Annotated in this window: 18 protein-coding genes; 13 read left to right on the top strand and 5 right to left on the bottom strand. The window is 47.9% G+C overall.

Annotation, left to right across the window (positions count from 1 at the left end):
* Nucleotides 1–9 precede the first annotated feature (9 nt).
* The 5 genes from sufD (at nucleotide 10) to G3M70_01480 (ending at nucleotide 4,720) form a co-directional block, all read left to right on the top strand.
* Nucleotides 10–1,320 carry a Fe-S cluster assembly protein SufD gene (gene sufD, locus G3M70_01500; protein QPJ60630.1) on the top strand — a complete coding sequence of 437 codons (1,311 nt, stop codon included), beginning with the start codon at nucleotides 10–12 and terminating at the stop codon, nucleotides 1,318–1,320.
* A complete protein-coding gene (locus G3M70_01495; GenBank protein ID QPJ60629.1) occupies nucleotides 1,313–2,557 on the top strand; it encodes a cysteine desulfurase in 1,245 nt (414 codons plus the stop codon). The genes sufD and G3M70_01495 overlap by 8 nt, the downstream gene beginning before the upstream one ends.
* Before the next feature lie 57 nt (nucleotides 2,558–2,614).
* Nucleotides 2,615–3,067 carry an SUF system NifU family Fe-S cluster assembly protein gene (locus G3M70_01490; GenBank protein ID QPJ60628.1) on the top strand — a complete coding sequence of 151 codons (453 nt, stop codon included), beginning with the start codon at nucleotides 2,615–2,617 and terminating at the stop codon, nucleotides 3,065–3,067.
* A 29-nt stretch (nucleotides 3,068–3,096) separates the two neighbouring features.
* Complete coding sequence (amrS, locus tag G3M70_01485) at nucleotides 3,097–4,146, top strand: AmmeMemoRadiSam system radical SAM enzyme (GenBank protein QPJ60627.1); 1,050 nt, start codon at nucleotides 3,097–3,099, stop codon at nucleotides 4,144–4,146.
* A 97-nt stretch (nucleotides 4,147–4,243) separates the two neighbouring features.
* A complete protein-coding gene (locus G3M70_01480; GenBank protein QPJ60626.1) occupies nucleotides 4,244–4,720 on the top strand; it encodes a flavin reductase in 477 nt (158 codons plus the stop codon).
* Nucleotides 4,721–4,733: 13 nt separating this feature from the next.
* Here G3M70_01480 and G3M70_01475 read toward each other — a convergent pair whose 3' ends face one another.
* The 4 genes from G3M70_01475 to G3M70_01460 form a co-directional block, all read right to left on the bottom strand.
* Nucleotides 4,734–5,000, bottom strand: coding sequence for a hypothetical protein (locus G3M70_01475; protein ID QPJ60625.1), 267 nt, complete (start codon nucleotides 4,998–5,000; stop codon nucleotides 4,734–4,736).
* Between the two features lie 60 nt (nucleotides 5,001–5,060).
* Nucleotides 5,061–7,406, bottom strand: coding sequence for an SUMF1/EgtB/PvdO family nonheme iron enzyme (locus G3M70_01470; protein ID QPJ60624.1), 2,346 nt, complete (start codon nucleotides 7,404–7,406; stop codon nucleotides 5,061–5,063).
* Nucleotides 7,407–7,709: 303 nt separating this feature from the next.
* The gene (locus G3M70_01465) at nucleotides 7,710–9,857 is read right to left on the bottom strand and encodes a VWA domain-containing protein (GenBank protein ID QPJ60623.1); all 2,148 of its coding nucleotides are present in this window, start codon (nucleotides 9,855–9,857) and stop codon (nucleotides 7,710–7,712) included.
* Nucleotides 9,854–10,771: a DUF58 domain-containing protein gene (locus G3M70_01460; protein QPJ60622.1), complete on the bottom strand. Its 918-nt coding sequence runs from the start codon at nucleotides 10,769–10,771 to the stop codon at nucleotides 9,854–9,856. Before G3M70_01460 ends, G3M70_01465 begins: the two co-directional genes overlap by 4 nt.
* 146 nt (nucleotides 10,772–10,917) lie before the next feature.
* On the opposite strand from G3M70_01460, the gene G3M70_01455 reads away from it, so the two are divergent.
* The 3 genes from G3M70_01455 to G3M70_01445 all read left to right on the top strand — a co-directional run bounded on the left by G3M70_01455 (nucleotide 10,918) and on the right by G3M70_01445 (nucleotide 14,593).
* Complete coding sequence (locus tag G3M70_01455) at nucleotides 10,918–13,518, top strand: M1 family metallopeptidase (GenBank protein QPJ60621.1); 2,601 nt, start codon at nucleotides 10,918–10,920, stop codon at nucleotides 13,516–13,518.
* Nucleotides 13,515–14,084 (top strand): hypothetical protein, encoded by a 570-nt coding sequence (locus tag G3M70_01450; protein ID QPJ60620.1) that lies wholly within the window; start codon nucleotides 13,515–13,517, stop codon nucleotides 14,082–14,084. The genes G3M70_01455 and G3M70_01450 overlap by 4 nt, the downstream gene beginning before the upstream one ends.
* A gap of 77 nt (nucleotides 14,085–14,161) precedes the next feature.
* Nucleotides 14,162–14,593 carry a hypothetical protein gene (locus G3M70_01445; GenBank protein QPJ60619.1) on the top strand — a complete coding sequence of 144 codons (432 nt, stop codon included), beginning with the start codon at nucleotides 14,162–14,164 and terminating at the stop codon, nucleotides 14,591–14,593.
* A gap of 4 nt (nucleotides 14,594–14,597) precedes the next feature.
* Here G3M70_01445 and G3M70_01440 read toward each other — a convergent pair whose 3' ends face one another.
* Nucleotides 14,598–17,225, bottom strand: a complete 2,628-nt coding sequence (locus G3M70_01440) for a spermine synthase (protein ID QPJ63672.1) — start codon at nucleotides 17,223–17,225, stop codon at nucleotides 14,598–14,600.
* A gap of 274 nt (nucleotides 17,226–17,499) precedes the next feature.
* Here G3M70_01440 and G3M70_01435 point away from each other — a divergent pair, with 274 nt between their 5' ends.
* The 5 genes from G3M70_01435 to G3M70_01415 all read left to right on the top strand — a co-directional run bounded on the left by G3M70_01435 (nucleotide 17,500) and on the right by G3M70_01415 (nucleotide 21,233).
* Entirely contained in the window at nucleotides 17,500–17,910 is a 411-nt protein-coding gene (locus tag G3M70_01435; protein ID QPJ60618.1) for a cytochrome c, read from the top strand.
* A gap of 23 nt (nucleotides 17,911–17,933) precedes the next feature.
* A complete protein-coding gene (locus tag G3M70_01430; GenBank protein QPJ60617.1) occupies nucleotides 17,934–18,995 on the top strand; it encodes a hypothetical protein in 1,062 nt (353 codons plus the stop codon).
* Nucleotides 18,996–19,075: 80 nt separating this feature from the next.
* Nucleotides 19,076–19,753 (top strand): DUF3386 family protein, encoded by a 678-nt coding sequence (locus G3M70_01425; GenBank protein QPJ60616.1) that lies wholly within the window; start codon nucleotides 19,076–19,078, stop codon nucleotides 19,751–19,753.
* Nucleotides 19,754–20,170: 417 nt separating this feature from the next.
* Complete coding sequence (locus G3M70_01420) at nucleotides 20,171–20,404, top strand: hypothetical protein (protein ID QPJ60615.1); 234 nt, start codon at nucleotides 20,171–20,173, stop codon at nucleotides 20,402–20,404.
* A 202-nt stretch (nucleotides 20,405–20,606) separates the two neighbouring features.
* Nucleotides 20,607–21,233, top strand: coding sequence for a hypothetical protein (locus G3M70_01415; protein ID QPJ60614.1), 627 nt, complete (start codon nucleotides 20,607–20,609; stop codon nucleotides 21,231–21,233).
* Nucleotides 21,234–21,260 lie beyond the last annotated feature (27 nt).

Below are 21,260 nucleotides of genomic sequence, written 5' to 3'. Positions count from 1 at the left end.
AGGAGACCCATGTCGGATATTATCGCAGAACAAAAAGGGGAGGCCGCTGTTCAGGAACTGCATCGCAAGTTTCTGGAATCCGGTGCGAGTCCCTCTTTTCGATCAATTAACGATAAAGGAATTGCACGCTTCGAAACGCTGGGATTTCCCCATCCCAAGCACGAGATGTACACCTTCGTCAACACGCATGAAATTTCGGGTACGGAGTTTCAACTGAGTTCTGGGAAGGTCGAGCCGGCCTCTGTAGATGCCAACACCTATGCATCCTGTCAGGATTCCCGCATTGTATTTGTCGACGGTGTTTACGATGAAAGCTTATCCAATACCAGTGGATTGCCTCAGGGGGTTAAACTCATCGCTCTTGAAGAGGCATTGTCACAAGACGACATCAAGACGCACCTTGAAAAAACCATCGAAGGTGAAAACGATGTTTTCGCCTGCCTCAACGCAGCGTTTTTAAAAGGCGGGCTCCTGATTGAGGTTGCGGCAGGAACTGTTATGGAAACGCCTTTGCAGGTGTTGACTATTGGCACGGAAACAAAAACTCCGGCAACGCACCATGCGCGCCTGTTGGTCAGGGTCGGACGGACGTCTGAAGTAAAACTGGTGACAAAATACATCGGCACTGGCGCTGGGTATTTTGTCAATTCGGTTCAGGATTTTATTTTGGACGATGGTGCCAGTGTTTCGCTTGCCCGGGTGCAGGCCGACCATGCTGAAGCCTGGCACATGGAAAAGATCCGTGTGTTTCAAGGACGCGACAGCCGCTTCAATGCGCTTTGTGGTTCCGGCGGCAGCAAACTCGCGCGGGTTCACAGTGAAATCCGTTTGCAGGGTGAAGGAGCCGAGGCCAGACTGACCAATGCTTCCGTTCTAATCAATGAGGACCAATCGCATCACTTTATTCGTATTCATCATGAAGCACCGCACACCATCAGCCATCAGCTTTTCAAAAATGTAATCAATGATAAGGGGCGCTCCAGTGTCGACGGAACAGTCATCGTCAATGAAGGGGCTCAACTGACTTCTTCCCACCAGTTGATCAACAACCTGATGTTGTCCGACACAGCGCATGCGGACAATAAACCAAACCTGATGATCTTTGCCGATGATGTGAAATGCACCCATGGTGCGACCGTCGGACAGATTGATGAAGACCAGCTGTTTTATCTTAAAACCCGTGGACTCCCCGGGGACCTTGCAACTGAGCTGCTCACCACAAGTTTCGTGGAAAGCCTGATCAGTCAGGTGCCCTACCCGGAAGTACTGGCGGATATGAAAGCCCTTTTACTAAAAAAACTTGAGGTGAAGAATGACTGATTCCACCGTCGAAACCCTTCCCTTCGATGTCGATAAAATCCGTGCGGATTTTCCTGTGCTGAAGCAAATCGTGCACGGCAATCCTCTGGTGTATCTGGACAATGCGGCGACCACCCAGAAACCCTGGGCTGTGATCAATCGTGTCCATAAATTTGATTCCGAAGAATACGGTACTGTACGACGTGGTGCGTATTTCCTGAGCGAGGGGTCGACCCGGATGTATGACGAGGCCCGGAAAAAAGTGGCCGACCTGCTGGGCACTCCCGACCCCAATGAGATCATTTTTACCAGTGGCACCACGCAGGCGATCAACCTGGTAGCTCACAGTTTTGGTAAAGCGTTCATCAATGAAGGCGATGAGATCATCATTTCTAATATTGAACACCATGCCAACACAGTACCCTGGCAGGTTGTTTGTGAAGAGCGCGGCGCTGTTCTCAAAGCTATTCCGGTAAATGACCGGGGTGAGTTGATCCTGGAAGAATATGAAAAACTGCTGAGTGATCGCACGAAAATAGTGGCGGTCAATCACGTCTCTAACGCGTTGGGTACCATTAACCCAGTCAAAGAAATCATCGCGATGGCGAAAAAAGTGGGTGCGAAGGTATTGATCGACGGCGCTCAAAGCACGCCGCACATGAAACTTAATGTGAAAGACATCGATTGTGATTTCTATACCTTCTCTGGTCATAAAATGTATGGGCCGAGTGGAATCGGCGGGTTGTACGGCCGGATGGAAGTCCTTAAGGATATGCCCCCTTATGTCACTGGTGGCGATATGATCCGGCAGGTCACGTTAGAAAAAACGACGTATAACGACCCTCCAAGTCGGTTCGAAGCAGGAACGCCACCGATTTCACAAGTTATTGGATTGGGTGCTGCAGTGGACTACTTGAATGCAATCGGAGTCGAAAAAATTGCGGAGTATGAAAACGATCTCCTGGAATATGGAACGAAACTCCTGAACGATATTGATAACGTGCAGATAGTCGGGACGGCGCAAAACAAGGCGAGTATCCTGTCTTTTGTCAGCGATGTGATTCATCCCCACGATGTGGTGACTTTGCTCGATCAGGACGGTATTGCCTGTCGTGGGGGTCATCACTGTGCCCAGCCCACGATGCAGCGATTTAAGGTCCCAGCGACCACGCGGGCATCTGTATCTTTCTATAACAAGTATGAAGAACTGGATGCTCTGGCGGAAAGTTTGAAAAAGGCAATTAAACTGTTTTCCTGAGTTAAGTGACTGTTGATTGCAGGTCAAAAATAATTTTTAGATTTTGAAAGGCGATGGATGTCGTACGATAAAGAGCTTTATCAGCAGGTGATCTTAGACCATAACAAGAAGCCACGAAACTTCCGGGAAATGGAAGACTCAACGCATTCATGCCATGGGGTAAACCCGATGTGTGGGGATGATTACACGGTTTACCTCAAGGTGACTCCGGATAATATTATTGAAGATGCGAGCTTCATGGGATCGGGGTGTGCTATTTCAAAATCAAGCTCCTCGATGATGACGGCGTTTCTGAAAGGAAAAACCACAGACGAAGCCAAGGTGGTATTTGATGAGTTTCAAAAAATGGTAACGGGAGATCTGGACCCGGAAAAAGATGAGCACCATTTAGGCAAGTTAAAAATGTTTGTTGGGGTGCGCGAATTCTCTTCGCGTGTAAAGTGCGCTTCACTTTCATGGCATTCCATGATCGGAGCTCTTGAGAAAAACGAAAAAATCACAACCGAGTGATCTCTCCTTCATTTTGAAGGGCCCGGCCGATGGCCCCAATCCTGGAAAAAATTTCATTAGACAATAATACAAGACCTGGTGAACTCGTTCGCGATCTCAGCGCTGGCAGGTTGTTGTGTACGGCATGTGGTCACCTTTGCGAACTCAAGGCAGGTCAACGGGGTGTATGCAAGGTTCGTTTCAATGAAGACGGCGTTTTAAAAGTCCCTGCCCACTACGCCGCCGGTGTTCACAATGACCCCATCGAAAAGAAGCCCTTCTTCCATGCTTTGCCGGGAAGCCGGGCTTTAAGTTTCGGGATGTTGGGCTGCGATTTCAAATGTGCCTATTGCCAGAACTGGTTCACGTCCCAGACTCTGCGCGACGAAGCTTCAACGCAAAACTTCACCCACATTACAGCCGAAGAACTATGTTCTGTGGCGAAACGGGAAGGTGCACAGACAATCGTTTCAACGTACAACGAGCCTCTCATCACCAGCGAGTGGGCTGTGGAAGTGTTTCAGGAAGCCAGGAGGCAAGGGTTGAACACGGCCTACGTTTCCAACGGACACGGCACACCCGAGGTGATCGAGTACATCCGTCCTTTTGTGGATTTCTACAAAGTTGATCTTAAATGCTTCGACGAAAAAAATTACCGGAAGCTGGGCGGGAGTTTTGAGGCAGTACTCGATACTATCAAACACGTGCAAGAGGCAGGTATGTGGCTTGAGGTGGTGACGCTGGTGATCCCGGATTACAACGACTCTGAACGAGAGCTTTCATCGATAGCGGAATTTCTGGCTGATGTATCGTGCGATATCCCCTGGCATGTAACGGCGTTTCACCCTGATTACAAGATGACTGACCGGGGCAGGACTCCTGTCGAGACGTTATTGAGGGCTTATGATTGCGGCAAGAAAGCCGGTTTGAATTTTGTGTATTGTGGCAATCTTCCGGGGCAGACCAGGGGACTTGAGAACACCTGTTGCCCGGGATGCAATGCTGTTTTGATAGAACGTGTCGGTTTCAGGGTACATTCCAATAGACTCAAAAATGGCCATTGCCCGGACTGTGGTAAAGAAATTCCGGGCCGGTGGTAGATATTTTTTCTCTTCAAATGTTTAGCTCTAAAACTGTTTTATCCAATAATTGTTGGCTATAATCATTTCGAAAATTGAATTTCGACTGGAGGGTGTTTTGAAAAATAAGAAGCAGGTAGGAAAAGCGTTGGGCCGTGTTCCGAGTGGTTTGTTTATAATGACCGCCAAACACGGTGACCAGGAAGATGCGGTATTGGCGAGCTGGGTCAACCAGTGCGGTTTTGAACCACCTGCGCTCACGGTTTCGCTTGGAGTGGCGCGTCCGGCACGATTACTGGTCGAAGCTTCCGGTGTGTTCATCATCAACGTACTCGGAAAAGAAAATAAGGAACTGATGAAACACTTCTTTAAAAGTCCGGAACCGGGAAAGTCAGTTTTTGAGGGACTGAAAACAACCGAGGGAATTGGTGGAGCACGAATTCTGAAAGACGCAGTCAGCTACCTTGAATGCGAAGTGGTGGACCAGGCGCATACCGGGGATCACGTTTTGTATGTAGGTGAAATCACCGGAGGTAAAACCCTCAAAGGAGGCGATCCGGCAATTCACGTGCGTGACAACGGATTTAATTATTGAGCGTGCAATTAGATCAGGTCATCCCGATCATGCGTCCTAGATCGGTCTCGGTGATCAGGTAGTACATAATGGTGACTAGAAAGGATAGTCCACCCAATACACCTAGCAGGATATAGAGCAGGCGGCGGGGGTTTTCCTTGTAGAATTCTTTTACATCTACCGCGAGGCTTTCGACGACCCCTTCATCCGGACGCTTGCGGTAGGTTTTATCGATGGCATCCTTGCCGTAGATGATGCCGAAGATCACAAGGATAATCAGAATTTCTATTGCGCCGATCATGTAAAAAAAATTCCTGTAAGGGGCTCTTGATTCTATACCGGTTTTCAGTCGGCCGATTTCTTACTGTAAAGGCTCCAGCATCGCCAGGCGGCCCGGAGCCAGTTTGCCATCAGCGCTTTTGGCGCACCGGACACCGTAATCATCCAGCCCGCTCCCGGGAAAACTATTGTTCCGGAATGAAGAATACAGGACCGACTTGAGATCCCGCCAGGAACCTCCTTTGAGTACCTTAAATTCTCCGCCGAGTGGGCTGACCGGGTTCACTTTGTGGCTTTCCTGCTTATAATACTCGCGATCAAACCAGTCGTCTACCCATTCTTTAACGTTCCCCAGCATGTGATAAAGTCCGTAGGGACTCTTCCCTTCGGGCATCGATTTTACGGGCATCAGGGTGCGGAATCCCTGCTCCTGGGTCCAGGTCTGGAAATAACGTGCCCGGTCATGGGTTGGGGGTTCGTTGCCCCAGGGAAAGATCAGGCCATCCGGCCCCCTCGCAGCTTTTTCCCATTCCGCTTCAGTGGGAATACGTTTTTCTTTCCACTCACAATACGCCTTCGCACCAAACCAGGTGACGGAATTCGCTGGATATTCTTCAGCCCCCGCCACAGGCCAATATCGACTTCCATCAGAAATGATGGTTGAGAACTTTTGCGCTTTGAAGAATTTCTTCCGGTCCTTCGGATCGCTAACGGTGTTCAAAAAGGCTGCAAAATCTTTGTTGGTTGCCTCCGTTTCGTCCATGAAAAAAGCATCAACGAAAACCTTGTGTTCAGGCCGCTCGTCCTCACCATGGTGGTTCGACCCCATGATGAAAAACCCTTCCGGAATCAGGATCATGCCTTCGGGTGCTTTTGCATTTCTTGAAGGGCCTGCCTTTTCTGCTTCCTTTAAAAATGAATGAGCCCGGTTCGCAAGTCGCCCGGTGGGTTTGCGTTCCAGAAATCGTTTTAAATGAGGAATCGCTTCCCCGGGTTTACCAGATTCCATCAAGACCCATCCAATAAAAAAAGAAGTTTCAGCGTTTTCAGGAAACCTGTTTTGCGCTTCGGAAAGATCTTCGGCCATAGCGGATAATAGAGCATCATTTTTTTGAGACAGCGCTTTTTGGTACCAGCGTTCGGCTTCTTCCGCATCCCCTTTTACCAGGTGAAAAAGCCCGAGATTCATTTCACCCAGAGATTTCATGCTCGGGTCCTTGCCCGCCTCAAGTCCCTTCTGAGTTCGTTGAATGGCATCTTCAATATTATTCTGGAGGTAGTGTATCCAGCCCAGTTGAATATAGGCATGTTGGGTACCTGGGGACTTTTCGATGATATGTTCGAGTTGGGTTCCAGCGGATTTGTACTCTTTAAGCCTGTAATGCGCCTCGGCTATGAGCTCATTCACATCCAGGGTTAAAGGAAACACCCGTTGAGTTTCCTGTAAAAAGTTCAAGGCAACCCGGGCCTGGTCCATCTGGAGATAGGCATGCGCCACTCTTAGACGGTGTCCAGGGTTTTGCGGTTCGAGTTGGATTAAAGTTTTCAGGTGGATTAAAGCGCTGGACCACTTTCCCTTTTCCATATAAAGCCGTGCCAGGACATTATGGGACGGGGCGTGCCCAGGGTTGATCTGTGCTACCTGCCGGAAAGCCTCGATGGCTTCTTTATCCCTTTTGGCCTCCGATAGGGCAATTCCCAGGTTGAAATAGGTTTGCCAGTTATTGGGATCTGTTTCAAGGGCCTTATGGTACAGCTCGATAGAGCGGTTGAAATCCTTTTGTTCCGAATAAATATTGGCAAGGTTGTTGCGGACATCCAGCGCTTTTGGATTCAATGCGATCGATTGTTCCAGATAAAAAAGAGCATCTGGGGTCCGTTTGTTTCGGTACATCACCATCCCGACGTTATTCAGATAAGCGCCGAGCGTTTGTTTTTTGGTCAGGTTTTTCATGAAGAAAGGATTGTTCGCCGAGGCTCCCAAAAACCGGTCTCGATAAAATGAATCATCAAAGGATTGTCCACCTTGTGTTGCTTCAATATTGGCCCTGAAAGTGCCATCATCATAGCGAACAAAAAAATGATTGGGCAAAGCCACTCCATGGAGCGGCAGGTCCAGACGGTCACCAACGATCAGGTAAAGGAGGGACAAGTTCATGCAATACCCTCGTTTGGATTTCAGGAGTCCGTGCAGGAATAGTTCAGCCGGGTTAACAGGGATTCCCTGAGGGTCCACCTGATCAGTGAATTGATAGCCGTAATCTTTATGGATCACTTCCCTGAGGGTCTGAATGGTTTTCTGTGGTGAAGGTGAATTGCCAAGCCTGGCCTCAACAGCCGAGGTCAATTGCTGTAGCGATTGGTGAAAGCGGTTTTTGTCGACAGTCCCATCCCAGTCTTTTGAAATGGACCACAAAGCCTGAGTCAAATTGAGACGATCATTGGGAAAGGACAGGGTGTTCAGGAGCTCTTTGTGGAGAGGGTTCCCAGTTTTTGCCTGGACCTGTATTGTCAGACTGCAAACTAGCAAAAACAGAAAAAGAAAAACTTTAATAAAACGCCATGATGATTGCATCGGGATCATTTGAGTGAAGGTGAAAGCTGGATTTCTTCCAGTATAGCAAATGAATGGACCTGCCAGCCTGCAGCATTTTGGAAAAAATTTAATGCCTTTGTTAAGAAATATTTGATTACAGATTTTCCTCGGGCGATCGCATTTTGCAGTGCGTGTTTATTCTTTTCGGACCATCCAGCCTTCAGTACAAAGAGCAAGGGCAGCCAACAGTAAAAGAGGGGTGACCAGTGGAAAACCAGCTTCAACACGGGTGGATTTAATGGATTCCGGCTGGTGCGTAATGTCAACTGTCAACCCACGCAATATGTCCCGAATCCGGGTTTCTCCTATTTTTTCGGTTACTGATTCCTGCGTGTCGATGTTCACAGTAAATCCTCCGGCAGGAATCGCAGAAGTAGGGATTTTGTCGGTTGTTTCTACTTGTTCTCCTTCCTGAAAATCCTTTTGAGTGGGTGGAGCGGTATAAAGGGAATAGACACCGGGTTTTCGCGTTTCTTCAAAACGGGGCAACAGGTCGTTTTCTGCCAATAGGTAATGAGCTTCCCCTTCGGGAGATTCCACCCACCAGTTGTCTTCGTTATCACCGAATTCGATTGCTTCCATTACGCGCAGGTCTTTTCGGGTAATGGCATCCAGCGACTGTGCTGTGTACTTAATCCAGCGTTGAACCCAGGGAAGAAACATCGGTTGAATCGGGAAGTTATTCCAGTCCCGGTCAATGCTGGTGGTGTATAGCAGCACTTTGCCCTTTCCATAATCAGATTCCACTAACAAGGGTTCCTCGTTGGTGAGTCGCATGGGGACAATATAGGGTTGTCCGGATTTTGATTCGAGGCTGAAAAAAGTATTGATACGAACATGCTCCAACTCCTGAAGCATTTTGCCCGAAAATATCTTTAATGCGGGGTGCCCGCTGGCTTCTGCCAGTACACGGAAAGGCTTTTCATTCCGGTTGATCTGGTTGATGGTTTTAAGGGAAACGGGTAACAGGCCTCCCAGTTTTTGGTTGTAGGCTCGGGGGTTGACCTGATCTCCCAAAGTTATCATCAAGGCACCGCCCTGGGACACGAACCGCTCCAGTTCCTCTTCGTAGCCGAAGGGAATCTGCCTCACATTGCAAAGCACTACTGCAGAAAAGCGGGATAGATCCAGATTGGGCAATTCGGCAAGTGTGGAGATTTGCGGTTCGATATCAGAAACCGACCGAGAGAACGGATTCATGGCCCGTTCGATATAAAATATTTCATTCTGATGAGACACCCCGCGCGGGTCACCATCCACCAGCAGGACCCGTAATCGTTGATCTGGCTGATATGAAAAAATCCTTTTATTGTCGGTCAGCAGCCCATCGTCGGACAATTTGATGAAACCCGTTAACCGGTCTTTTCCGAGATGGGGGAAGGTGAATTCCTTATGAAGGAGTTCTCCTGGTTTCAACGAAAGCGTTTCTTCTGATTGCTTGCTGCCGTCGACCCAGAGAGATGCATTGACTGAGTTCAGGGCTCGCGTGGATGAGAGGTTTTTGATCCCATATCGTACCCGGATCATTCGGCTGTGGGTTAAAAACTCCTGGGAAACCCGGATTGACTCAACCGCAGCATGATTCGGAATCGACTGGGATTCGGAAAAATCCAGCACCCGGACCTGAACATTTTTCTCATCCATCGAAGGAAAGGATTCTTCCCGCCACCCGTTTTCATCAAGGTCCGTCAAGAGGAAAACTCTTTTAATCCCCTTGGGACCATTTCCAAGGAGATCCATCGCCAGTTCAAATGCTCCGCCAATATTCGTTGTCTGGAAACTGGGATTGAAGGATCGGACCTGTTTTCTTAGTCCATCGGTTTCGCCTGTCCAGCCCTGTAAAACCCGAGGTGGATCGGATGCCAGCACCAGACTGACCTGATGATGGTCTGGCATTTTTTCCAAAAAAGAATCGAAAACTTTCAAGGCTTTCTTGAAAAGAGAACCCTCCTGGCTTAGCGCGCCCATGCTGTATGAATCATCCAGAATAAAAACGGTGGCTGTCGGCTGGTCCGGCAGGAGATCGCTCTGATCCGTCATCGAAAAGAGTGGATTGGCCAGGGCCAGGCATAGGAATGCCAGGGCCAGGCATCGCAACAGTAGCAGTAATAAACGGTTCGGACGTGATCGGCGGATTGATCTTTTCTGTGCCTGGGTCAGCAAATACACGGCAGAAAAACGGACTCGTGTTTGTTGCCTTTTGGTCAGGAGGTGGATCAAAACGGGCAGGGATATCCCAAGCAACCCGAATAGGTAGATTGGATTTAAAAAATTCAAGCTCATGCCTTGAACAGGCTCCTTCTTTTAAGAAGATAATAACGAAGCACCTGGTCCAGTGGCGTATCAGTTTGAGTGAACTGGTAATCGATTCCAAGAGAGGGGCAATGGTGCCGATAGTGCCGGATCATGTCCTGAATCAAATCTTGATACTGCTGACGAATTTCGACCGGATCAAGCCCGATGGGTGGATCGTCTTCCAGGGATTCAAAAACAATGTCGCCATCAAATGGGAATAGAACCTCATCCGGATGTAGTATATGAAACAGAATAACCTCAAGGCCCTTGCTGGAAATCAGTTTTAGTGTTTTGAGAACATCGTCGTCACGGGATAAAAGATCCGATACCATAACCAGCATTCCGCGCCGGGGCAACCCTTCTATCAATTCTTCAACAGTGTGTTTAATCCGGGTTTCACCTGAAAATTCGGTTTGTCCCACACTATAAAGAATTGGTTGGAAATGGGAGGGCTTGGAACGAGGAGGGATGTGGTCTGACACCCGGTCGTTGAATGTGATCAGCCCTACCGCATCGTATTGCTTTAAAAGCAAATAAGACAGGGCGGCGACCAGGGTTCTTGCGTAGTCCGCTTTGTTCATGGCAATTGAATCCTTGATCGGGGATTCATAGGCCATGGAGCCGCTGGCATCGAGCAGGATGTTGCACTTGAGATTGGTGGACTGCTCAAACTGTTTCACATGGTATTTGTCGGTTTTTCCCACAACCTTCCAGTCGATATGCCGTATATCGTCGCCGGGTGTGTAATCCTTGTACTCTGCGAATTCCACACTGGAACCCTTGTGGGGACTTTTATGCTGTCCCGATAACAACCCTTCAACCAGACGGGTGGCATGGATTTTAAGTGCAGCAATCCGGGTCAGAATTTCGGGAGAAGAGTTGAAAGTGCCGGTCTCTACCATATTAAGGCCTAATTCATCAGGGTTTGGTTGACTTTAGAAGGTCGGTCGTTACAATGTTGCATTCAACTGAGTGAAAAAATCTCGCATTATTTGAGACATTCTCTCAATCCATTTTACACTTCCCGAACTAAAAGTAATAGAGTCCAGTGACCGGTACAAAAATCTGCAAATTTCATTATCTTGAAGGGCATTCCGAGCACTGGGGGCTGCTTGATCGACAGGCCTTCGCGGGTGCTGATGCAAAGCCCCACTATGCCCCGGATGTACCTTTGCGTCCGGTACACCTTAAGCTTGATCTAAGCTTTGACTGGGAGCAGGAGCGAGTTTGGGGCACCACTACCCACAAAATTGAGGTCCAGGACCCTGAAACAAGGGAGTTGCGATTAGATGCCATGCAGCTTGAGGTTGAACGGGTCCGGGTGCGCGGTCGGAAGGTTGAGTTTGAAAATACGGATCAACATCTTCTAATACCATTACCAGCATCGGTAAAAAAAGGCGATCGCCTTGACATTGAAATCCAGCATTCTGTGACCCGTCCAGTGGCCGGTATTTACTTTACAAAAGCGGATCCTTTTTACCCTGATCGGTTTAAAACCGTTTGGTCGCAGGGGCAGGATGAAGATTCCAAGTATTATTTTCCCTGTTTCGACCAGCCCAACTTCAAGCAGACAACAGAAGTGATGCTGCACTTGCCTCCGGGCATGTTTGGTCTTTCCAATGGTCGCTTGTTGAAGAAAAAGAAAACCGCCAAAGAATCCTTTTTTCATTACAAAATGGAAAAGCCCTATTCAACCTATCTGCTTTCAATAGTTGCCGGAGAATTTTCAGAATTTAAGAAAAAACAGGATGGAGTGGATATCATCTGGTATGTGCAGCCTGGTCGAGAGAAGGAAGGCCGCAACGCTTTCAAGGATACCGGTCGCATGGTGAAGTTTTTTTCCAACTACACGGGATACCGCTACCCTTATCCCCATTACACGCAGATTGCCGTCCCGGAATTTATTTTTGGAGGCATGGAAAACTTCACCGTCACCACCCAGACTGACCTCACTTTACATGACGACCGCGCCGCGCTCGATATTGATTCCGATGGACTGGTCGCGCACGAGGCGGCTCATACCTGGTTCGGTAATGTACTGACGGCGAGGAGCTGGGCGCATGCCTGGTTACATGAATCGTTCGCAACCTATTTTGATGCGCTTTACACTCGCGAATCGAAGGGGGAGGAGGAGTTTCGCTACCAGCTTCTTGAGGATGCCGAAACATATTTTGCCGAGGATAATAAATACCGTCGCCCGATCGTCACCCATATATATAAAGAACCCATTGATTTATTCGACGCGCATCTTTATCCCGGTGGGGCGGTGCGTTTACATCATCTGAAGACCAGAGTAACGGAGCCCAAATTCAGAGAGGCTCTCTCCCTTTACCTCAAGCGCCACGAGTTTGGACTGGTAGAGACGGTCGATCTGTTCCGCTGCCTGGAAGAGGCCACCCATCGTAATTATGATGACTGGCGTGGTCAATGGATCCATCGTGGGGGCTACCCTGTACTTGAGATAAAGTTTGCCTGGGATTCTGCTACATCAATGGCAACTGTCGATGTACGGCAGACCCAGAGGAGTGATAAGAAAAACGAATCCTTACTTTTCAATCTTGACCTTGAGGTGGCTTTTTACACCCAACGGGGTGAGGAAAGGATTCCCATCAGCATCACCAGAAAAGAAGAAAAGTTTTTATTCAAACTAAAACGGAAGCCGCTTTATTTCAGGCTGGATCCTGACTATACGGTTCCCTGTAAAAAGGTGAAGCTGGATTGTCCTCGGCCCATGGTGCGCGAACAGCTTAAGCGGGATGAGGACCCCATAGGAAGAATCCAGGCTGCAGAGACCCTGACACGTAGTCCGTCGAATGAAGATGTGAGCCTGTTGTCCGACAGGCTACGGCGGGAATCTTTCTGGGGTGTTGGATGCCGGATTGCTGCCGCGTTGGCAAAAATCGGAGGAGATGCGGCGCGAGATGGTTTGCTGCGTGGATTAAAATCGACGTCTCCCAAAATCCGCCATGGTATTGTGCGCGCCCTGGGCAATTTTCGCGATGACCCGAAGGTGGTGAAAGCTCTAAAAAAGGCGACTGAGGATCCTTCGTACCGTGTAGAGGCTGAGGCGTATCGATCTTTGGGAAAAATGAAAGACCCGACTTTGAGGGAATTTATTGAAGAAGGATTGTCTCGCCCTTCGCACAACGATATGGCCCAGTCTGCAGCCCTGTCAGCTTTGGGAGCCCTTGAAGATCCAGACTGCTGGCAGATGCTTGTAGCACACGCGGACTACGGGGCGGCAAAAATGAGTCGTGCGGCGGCCATGATGGCCATGGCAAAGCTTGCGAAAACCCATTCACAATTAAAATCTGAAGCGTTGGATTGTTTCCGTCGCTTTGCCCGGGAAAAGCGGGGAACCCCGGCAGCTGTTTTCCGAGGAAAATTGTGGGCTATTCAGGCTTTACAAATGATGGATGACTTATCCGCTTTGCCAATACTCCGCGAAGTGGAATCCAACGAGGCTGATGGTCGGTTATGTCGAAGGGCCGGAGACGCTGTTCAGGCCCTGCTGGCTTCCGCTAAAAAACCAGCGGAACTAAAAGAGTTGCGTGAGGAACTCGATGGTGTCCTGAAAGAAAATAAATCGTTTCGTGACCGTCTTGAAGTTCTGGAAAAGAAACAACCCAAACGAAAAGGTAAATCATGAACCAACCGTTTAACGATCAGCCGATAGAAGTGCTGGTGAAACAATGTTTGAGCGAGGACGGGACCGTCCTGGACCTGCATATTAAATATATAGGTGATGAGGGCTTGCGTTTTCTGGCGGAGCAGGAGGAGTTGAAAAATGTCCGTGAACTCAATCTTGAGAGAAATGAGATCACCGACGATGGTTTACGGGCTTTGGCCGAATCACGGGTTCTGACACAGTTGGAAGATTTGCATTTGCACCGAAACACAATTGGAGACGAGGGAGCCAGGATACTGGCCAGCTCGGCAAACTTTTCACGACTCAAGCGGCTCAACCTTTGGAAAAATAAAGTGGGAGCTGAAGGGGCGCGGGCCTTGTCCGAGTCGTTGTATTTGTCCGAGTTAAAACGACTCGACCTGGCTCAAAACCAGATTGGGCCGGAAGGAGCACAAGCTCTCAGCGAGTCCATGACCCTCACCGGCCTTGAGTACCTGGATATTTTTGGCAATGGTCTCAACGAGGAGACTCAGGAAAGTATAAAAAAAACAGAATCGTTCGCTAGAATTCAAGATATCATTATGTAGTGGACATAAGGGTCTGTCCGGGTCCACAATATAATATGAATGTTTTATGAGTTATCGTTTTTTATTCTGGGGGAGCATTGACACGATCACCTTTATCCATTTTGATGATTAGCCTCCTGACGGGCATTATCTGGTCGGCCCCTTTATATGCCCCGTTTGCATATGGTGAACCTGTAGTGCAGATTGCTCAGGCGACAAGTTCTGGTGAAGACAACCAGAGTGATGCTTCCAAAAAAGCAAAAGATAAGTTGTCAGGGGCTTCTGATACAGCCAGCGATACCTGGAACCGGGTAAGTGATTGGGTCATGGGCTATGTCAATTCTTTTAAAGCCGAGGTGGATAATGTGTTCGGTTTTGACAAGGGCAAGGCTTCAGGTGCGTTTTTCGGGTCGGTACTTTATTTTGGGATAGGCTTGGTTCTGTTGTTCGTATTTTTGTTTGTTTATAACATTATCCGCGATATGTTCAGCGGGGTTGCTGCAAAAAAGAAATACAAAAAACGCCGCTGATTCGTTATCCATCTCCGCCAACACCCTTTTCTTTCCACCCGGCATCTGAAAGCCCGATCCATTTCCCACTCTTTTTCTCCATAAAATCAGAAACAGCTTGCAGGCCTTCACTGTAGCTTTTTGATTGAAACGCCTGGGTACCGGGTCCCTGATACCGTTGCGAAAAAACAGATAATCGCTGGGCCGTTCGTTTTTCAAACTCAGACCTTAAAAGAGTTTTGTTGTTCGAGGTTAATCCGATTACATTCGGAAACTTCCCGATTCTTCCCAATAGAAAATTGAGAAACGTTTCATCTGTTTCTCTGGCGAAAGGTGGCAGGAGATTGACTGCCGAATGCTCAAGTATGGGACGGTTGTCCGTGATTAAGCTGGAGCCTTCCAAAATAGGATTTAGGTAGTCGGCATCGGTGATATAAAAATCGAGGAAATCCAGAAACGACCTCACTCCTATTTCTCCTCCGGCCCGCCCAACATCAGGGTTCTGCATACGGTTCAAAAAGTTTTGTGGATCCAGTTTTAAGGGTTGATCGGAACCAACAAGCAAGACGATCCGTGTCAGGTAACTGTTCCAGAGTGTGGTGTGCGGAAACGATTGTTTAAAGGTTTTTAAAACCGCCAGGGAATCTTCACTGTTTAACAGGTGCAATGGCAACCATTGCATCATGATTCCGCCAGGATTCAGACGGCCCCGGGCCTGTTCATAAAATTCACTGGAATACAAATGCGCCACTCCTGCATGGGCTGGATGCATGGGTTCGAGAGTGATAACGTCATATTTTTTTTCGCTCCATTGGACGAACTGCCGTCCGTCCTGTATGTAAAAATTGACATTGCTTTTGTTGCGAACATCCCCATTCCATTCGGAAAACCAGTGCGCCATTGACAAAACGTTGCGGTCGATTTCCACACCATCGACCTGAACCTCGGGAAACGAGGCTACCGTCCCGATTGTATTGCCAGTCCCGAAGCAAATAACCAATGCATCCTTTGGCTTCGGGTGCAGCATCATGGGAACAAACCCCATAGCCTGCATATAAGAGGTGCCGCCAAATTGTTCGGATACGGTGGCGGTGCTGAATCCGTTGACGAACAGGGTTCGGGTTTTTTTCTTCTTATCCTCAACAACGCTCAGGGTCGAAAAATCTCCTTCCAGGTAGTCCACCAGCTTTAATTCGCGAGATGAACTGCCATGATCAATTCGAGAGAGGTTATTTTTGCCCAGCTGGTCGGTAGCAATGCCGGGTTTGATAATCCAGAATCCCAGAGCAATAACAATGATTGCGAATGCAGGAACGGTCCGCGCTCTTTTTTTAAATTCCGGAATGAACAGCACAATCAGGCAGGTCATCAGAAGCAGGCTACCGAATAAAATGAAAAGAGACCGTTCGATTCCCCAGAGCGGAATAAATACGAAAGGCGTGAGGACGGTGCCGAGGATCGACCCGATGGTATTCACCGCATAACTTCCGCCCATGGTGGTGGAGACGTTTTCAAACAACGACAGGTGGATCTGGTTTGCAATTGGAAAGATCAGACCGAAACCAAATGCGGGGGGAAACATGAGCAGGAAGGCAACTGCTGAACGAAGGGTCAGGGTCTTGAATGCAGTATTTCCAGTGTCATAGAAATGGGCATCCAGCCAGGAGGTGAGGGGAGTGATCTGGTCAAACAGGGGAATCATCAGGAGCCCGAGAAGGCCAAGACTCCCTTCAAGAATTAAAAAGGTTTTGATCCGGGAATGATTTTTAAATAAACGATCCGCAACAAGACTTCCAAAAGCGATACCAAAAAGAAAAGCCGCCAGAATCAACGCAAAAGAATAAAGAGAAGATCCCAGGGGAATGACCAGGACACGGGTCCACAATATTTCGGCCGATAACGCCACCAGCCCCGAGAAGGCAAATAACCCGAGCAGGCACCAACTGGCTTTTGGGGTGACAGAAATATCCTGGCTTTGCCGGGCAGGTTTTTTTGGTGGGTCAGAACTTTCGTTCGAAGGATTGAACAGTCGACACAATAAAAATACGAGCCCGTTCAAAATGACCGCGACCAGATTGGCTCCTGCGATCCCCAGCCACTTTATGGTGAGAAACTGGGTGAAGAGACAACCCGCTACGGCTCCGGCGGTATTCATCCCATATAGCCAGGAGACATTAGACAGAATCGAATCGGTGCGTTGCCCTACTGACCAGGTTCCCAGCACGGGTAGCGTGGCACCCATCAGAAAAGTTGATGGGAGCATTAACAGTGTGCCCCATAAAAATTCCAGAAAGTAGAGGCCGGGTCCCTCGCCCGCGATTGAGACCAATAATGGGTACAGGGGGGTGGTGGCTTCCAGCAACCAGGGGAAGACAAGGCCGTAAATCCCGATCAGGGCTTCCAGTGTTCCATATAACAGAAACAGGTTTCGGGGTTGGCTCCGTTTCAACCAAAGGGAAACCAGCCAGGAGCCCAAAGCGAGTCCCGTCATAAAAGCGCACAACACTGTGGAGATGGCATATAGGGTTCCGCCAAAGACCAGTGACAACTGGCGGATCCAGACCAACTCATAGGTCAGGCTGGCGGCACCCGAGGCAAACAGGCAGAGCCCCGGTAAAAACCGGAGTGATCGGAGGCTATCAGATTCAAACATAAGGGCTTTTGGCATGGGCGTCGGATTGTCCCACACGGGCTTTGGCGAGTCAAACGTATCCCCGCTGGGCGTTTTCCTGAATACTCTCCAGACCGGGAACATTTCAGAGCCTCGGTAGGGGGTTGATTTTCCATCCAGAACCCGGGGAGTTGTTTGCAACCAACCCTTCAAGATGTTAGCCTTTTTCCAGATAACTCAAAAATACCTAGTGATGGGTTCTTCCCTGGTAAAAGGGGGCTATCCTCCTCCACAATTCGCGGTAATTCACCCGGCTATGCCTCGCTTATCTTTAGTGGTAAAATACACGATCGTGCTTTCATTTCTGATCGGGGTCACACCGGCGCAAGCCGACCCTGCCATCGGTCAGAAATTGTTCAGCGAAAAGAAATGCAAGCTCTGTCATCGAATAGAAAATCCGGGAACGGTATTCAAGCCTATATGCCCCGGACTCAAAGGAGTGAAAAATCGCCACAGCCGTGAATGGTTGACCCGTTGGCTGAAAGATCCCAAGGCTGTTTGGGAAGAAAACGGAGCGGATGTGCAGGATATCAACCGGCGTTTTTTTGAATACCGGGGAAGGAAGCCCGGACCTCGCGAAAGTTTCATGGCAACGGTAATTGGAAAACAGATTTTCCTGACCGATGAAGAAATCAGAAACCTGATAGATTACCTTGAATCCCTATAACCCTAATCTCGGAAAAGCAAATTATGAAATTTAAAGCACACACCCCAATAACCCTGATTCTTTCCTTCTGGCTTGTGGCTGGAATGGTGTTGTTTACAGGTTCTCCGGCATTTGCTGACAGAACGTACACAGTTTCGGGGCCGGCCAAGCGGCTCAACCTTCCGGAAGTCGTCGCCAAGGTCAACGGCGTTGATGTGCCGTCCCACCATGTTAATTTTGAATTCAACCGGGTTATCCGAAGCAATCCAAACCCTTTGGATGACAAGCAGGAAAAACTGCTGGTGGCAAAAATTATCGATAGTGAGATCACCCGCGAAATGGTTTTCCAGAATGCTAAGGAAGCAGGAACCACCTTTGATAAAAAGGAAGTAGATGAATCTTACGATGTTCTGCGTAAGCAATTCTCGACTGAGAAGGCCTGGAAGAGTGCGTTGGATGCCCGCGGTATCGATGAAAAGATTCTAAGGCATTCCATCGAAATGGATCTCATGGCGCGCAAATTTCTGGAATCCAAGGTTCAGGGTTTGGTGAAAATCACGGATACTCAGGTGAAAAACTTTTACGATGAGAACAAGGCCCGCTTCAAGCGGCCGGAATCCTACCGTTCCCAGCATATTTTCATTGCCTACGTTCCAGCCGAAAAACGTATGAAAATGAAAAGAGATGAATTGAAGGCCAATGCTGAAAAATTGCGCGATGAAGCCAAAGTCCGAATGGATAAAGTGATGAAAGAACTAAAGGCCGGCGGTGATTTCTCTGAGCTTGCCAAAAAATATTCGGAAGATGCAGGCAGTGCTGAAAAAGGCGGCGATCTCGGTTTTGTCTACAAGGGAATGTTGGACAAACAATACGATGCCGCGGTGGCAAAGTTAAAGCCCGGCGAAGTGAGCCCGGTGGTGGAATCCCCCTACGGTTTCCATGTGATCAAATTAAACGAAACCAAGCCGTCTGAAATGGCCAAGTTTGAAGAGGTCAAAGGCTCGGTTCAGAATCACCTGTTTACGGAAGAGGCAAAGAAAATCGTATCCAGCCACATCAATGTGATGCGTAAAAAAGCCAAGGTCGAGTTATTGTATAAACCTTAAACGCACCTGGCGGAATTATTTAATTAAAAGAGGAATTTTTCATTCTTCTTAAATACTTATACGAGTGAAGGAGCACATTCATGGCAACTTATGAAAAAGAGGCAGATGTCGCCACAACGTTGGAGGACGACCCGCAGGCTCGCGCGGCGATGGAGGAAGTTTTCGGCAATACCGCCAGATGGACCGCCGGCTTTGGCGGGTTCACGGCCGATATCAACGTCAACCTGAACGGTCAGGATTTTAAGGGCACCGTGACGGTCAAGGGGCCAAAGGAAATTGAAACCTCTATCGACGATGAAAAAGCAAAAGCGTATTTAACAGAAAACCTCGCATCAATTGCCATGCACCGTGGTCCACGTTCTTTCGAAGAATCAGACGGAAAACACAAGATTGTGTTTGGCGATGACGGGACCCATCCCCTGGGCCGCAAAGTGGTTATGGGCGGGGACGGCATGAGCTCCTACTACAGGATCAAGGACGGTCGTATTCAACAGATCAACCGTCAGACTCCGCGCATGGCATTCTCTATCAACATAGAAGAAAGCATGAAGAATCAGGAAGGCAAGTTTCTCACCAAAAGCTATACCGTGTACTATTTCAATGTTGAAACCAAAGCGTTGAAAGATGTCGAAAGCTATACCGACCAGTACACTCGCGTGGGGGACCTCGATCTTCCGGAAATGCGCCGGATCATCCATACTGAGAATGACTGGGTGTCCGTTGATTCCATGACCCTGTCGAACCACAAATTGATGTAATTGGTTTTAGAATTCAAAAGCCCGCAGGCTTCGGCTTGCGGGCTTTTTTTGTATCGGGGTGGGCTTTTTGGAATGAAAGGGGAACCATTATATTCCCCCTTCTCCGAAGGGGGACGCGAAGCAGGGGGCTTGATCGATTCTATGCCCGGCACAAAACCATGAAGTAACTCTTGAAGAAAGACTGGTGGAAGATGCCTCCCAGCCCCCTTCGGAGAAGGGGGAGCAAAAAGCAAAGGCTAGATTCTTCACTTCATTACATTCCGTTCAGAATTACAGTTTAGCGCCCAATATGTCACCCTGAGCCTGTCGAAGGGGGGCTTCCAAATTTCTTGCATTATTTATAGGGATCAGGTGAGCTCTTGGTAAACCGACAACAATGATATTATTAAATACAATAATTTATTAAGGAGATTTTTTTTGGCCAATATCACTATTCGCGATTTACCTGAAAACACCAGGAAGAGACTACAAGCCCAGGCGGCACAGGCGGGGGTTTCACTTGAAGCTTATGTCCGTCAAGTTTTGCAAAAAGCCTCATCGTCAGAATGTGCCGAATCTTTGAATATTCTGGGCCTTGCCGAACAATATTTCGGTGCAAAGCATGGCGTAGAGTTAGAATTGCCCAAACGAAACTCGAAATCATCAAGTTGATATCATGACCGCATCCATAGCAAAAAAACTGGGTGATGCTATTGCGACACGGAATACCAAGCATATTGAGGGGTGCAATATAAAACAGTTCACTCCTTGTAAATAATCTTTATGATCAAATCAAATATATACTGATGTGATTTGTTTGGAATATTTGAAAATCTATTATGCAAGTACAATAAAAATAATCGAGGAATTAAGAATGCGATGTGCAGATTGCGGATTGGGTTTTAGCAAAAATTCATCTGAAGACAAAATTTTTCATCAAAAGTATCATGATGAAGTGATAAATGGTCTCCATTGGGAAACGCCTTTGAAAGAGAATATTTTTTATAGTCGAACTAATTTTCGCATTGTTTTTGTCTCAAAAAACGCTCCTTTATTTTTGCAAGAAAGAACGAAAAGAGTATCAAGTATGGGGAATTTGGAGACGGAGTTTGATGGTGGAGTTTACGATATGCGAGTAAACGATATGGCTGCGCTGTTAGGAATACTTAATGGGAGGGCTGTGTCCATTATAGTTTTAATTCGAATGGAATCTTACTGGAGAGGAAAATGGGAAAACATTCCAGTAAGCAAATTTCCTACTGAAAAATTTTCCGATATGAAGCGACCATGGGGGATTCATTTTTTTTGGATTCATAAAAAATACCGTGGAACAAAGATTCTTTTAGAGATGCCAAAAGCAGCTTGTTCTATTTCAGGTTTTTCTAAAATAGAACTGCCCCTACGAGCACCGTTTTCTGATGAATTTGAACATTTTTGGAAAAAGTATTCCCCAGATGGTCTAACCCTTGGATTGCCCTATTTAAGAGACCAAAAACATTAATCTAGTATGTTAAAGGTTGAAATTAAG

Origin of the sequence: Candidatus Nitronauta litoralis (genome assembly GCA_015698285.1) — a bacterium.
Taxonomy (GTDB): Bacteria; Nitrospinota; Nitrospinia; order Nitrospinales; family Nitrospinaceae; genus Nitronauta; species Nitronauta litoralis.
The sequence above is the reverse complement of the archived record's forward strand: the minus strand, read 5'-3'. Positions and strand labels throughout refer to the sequence as shown.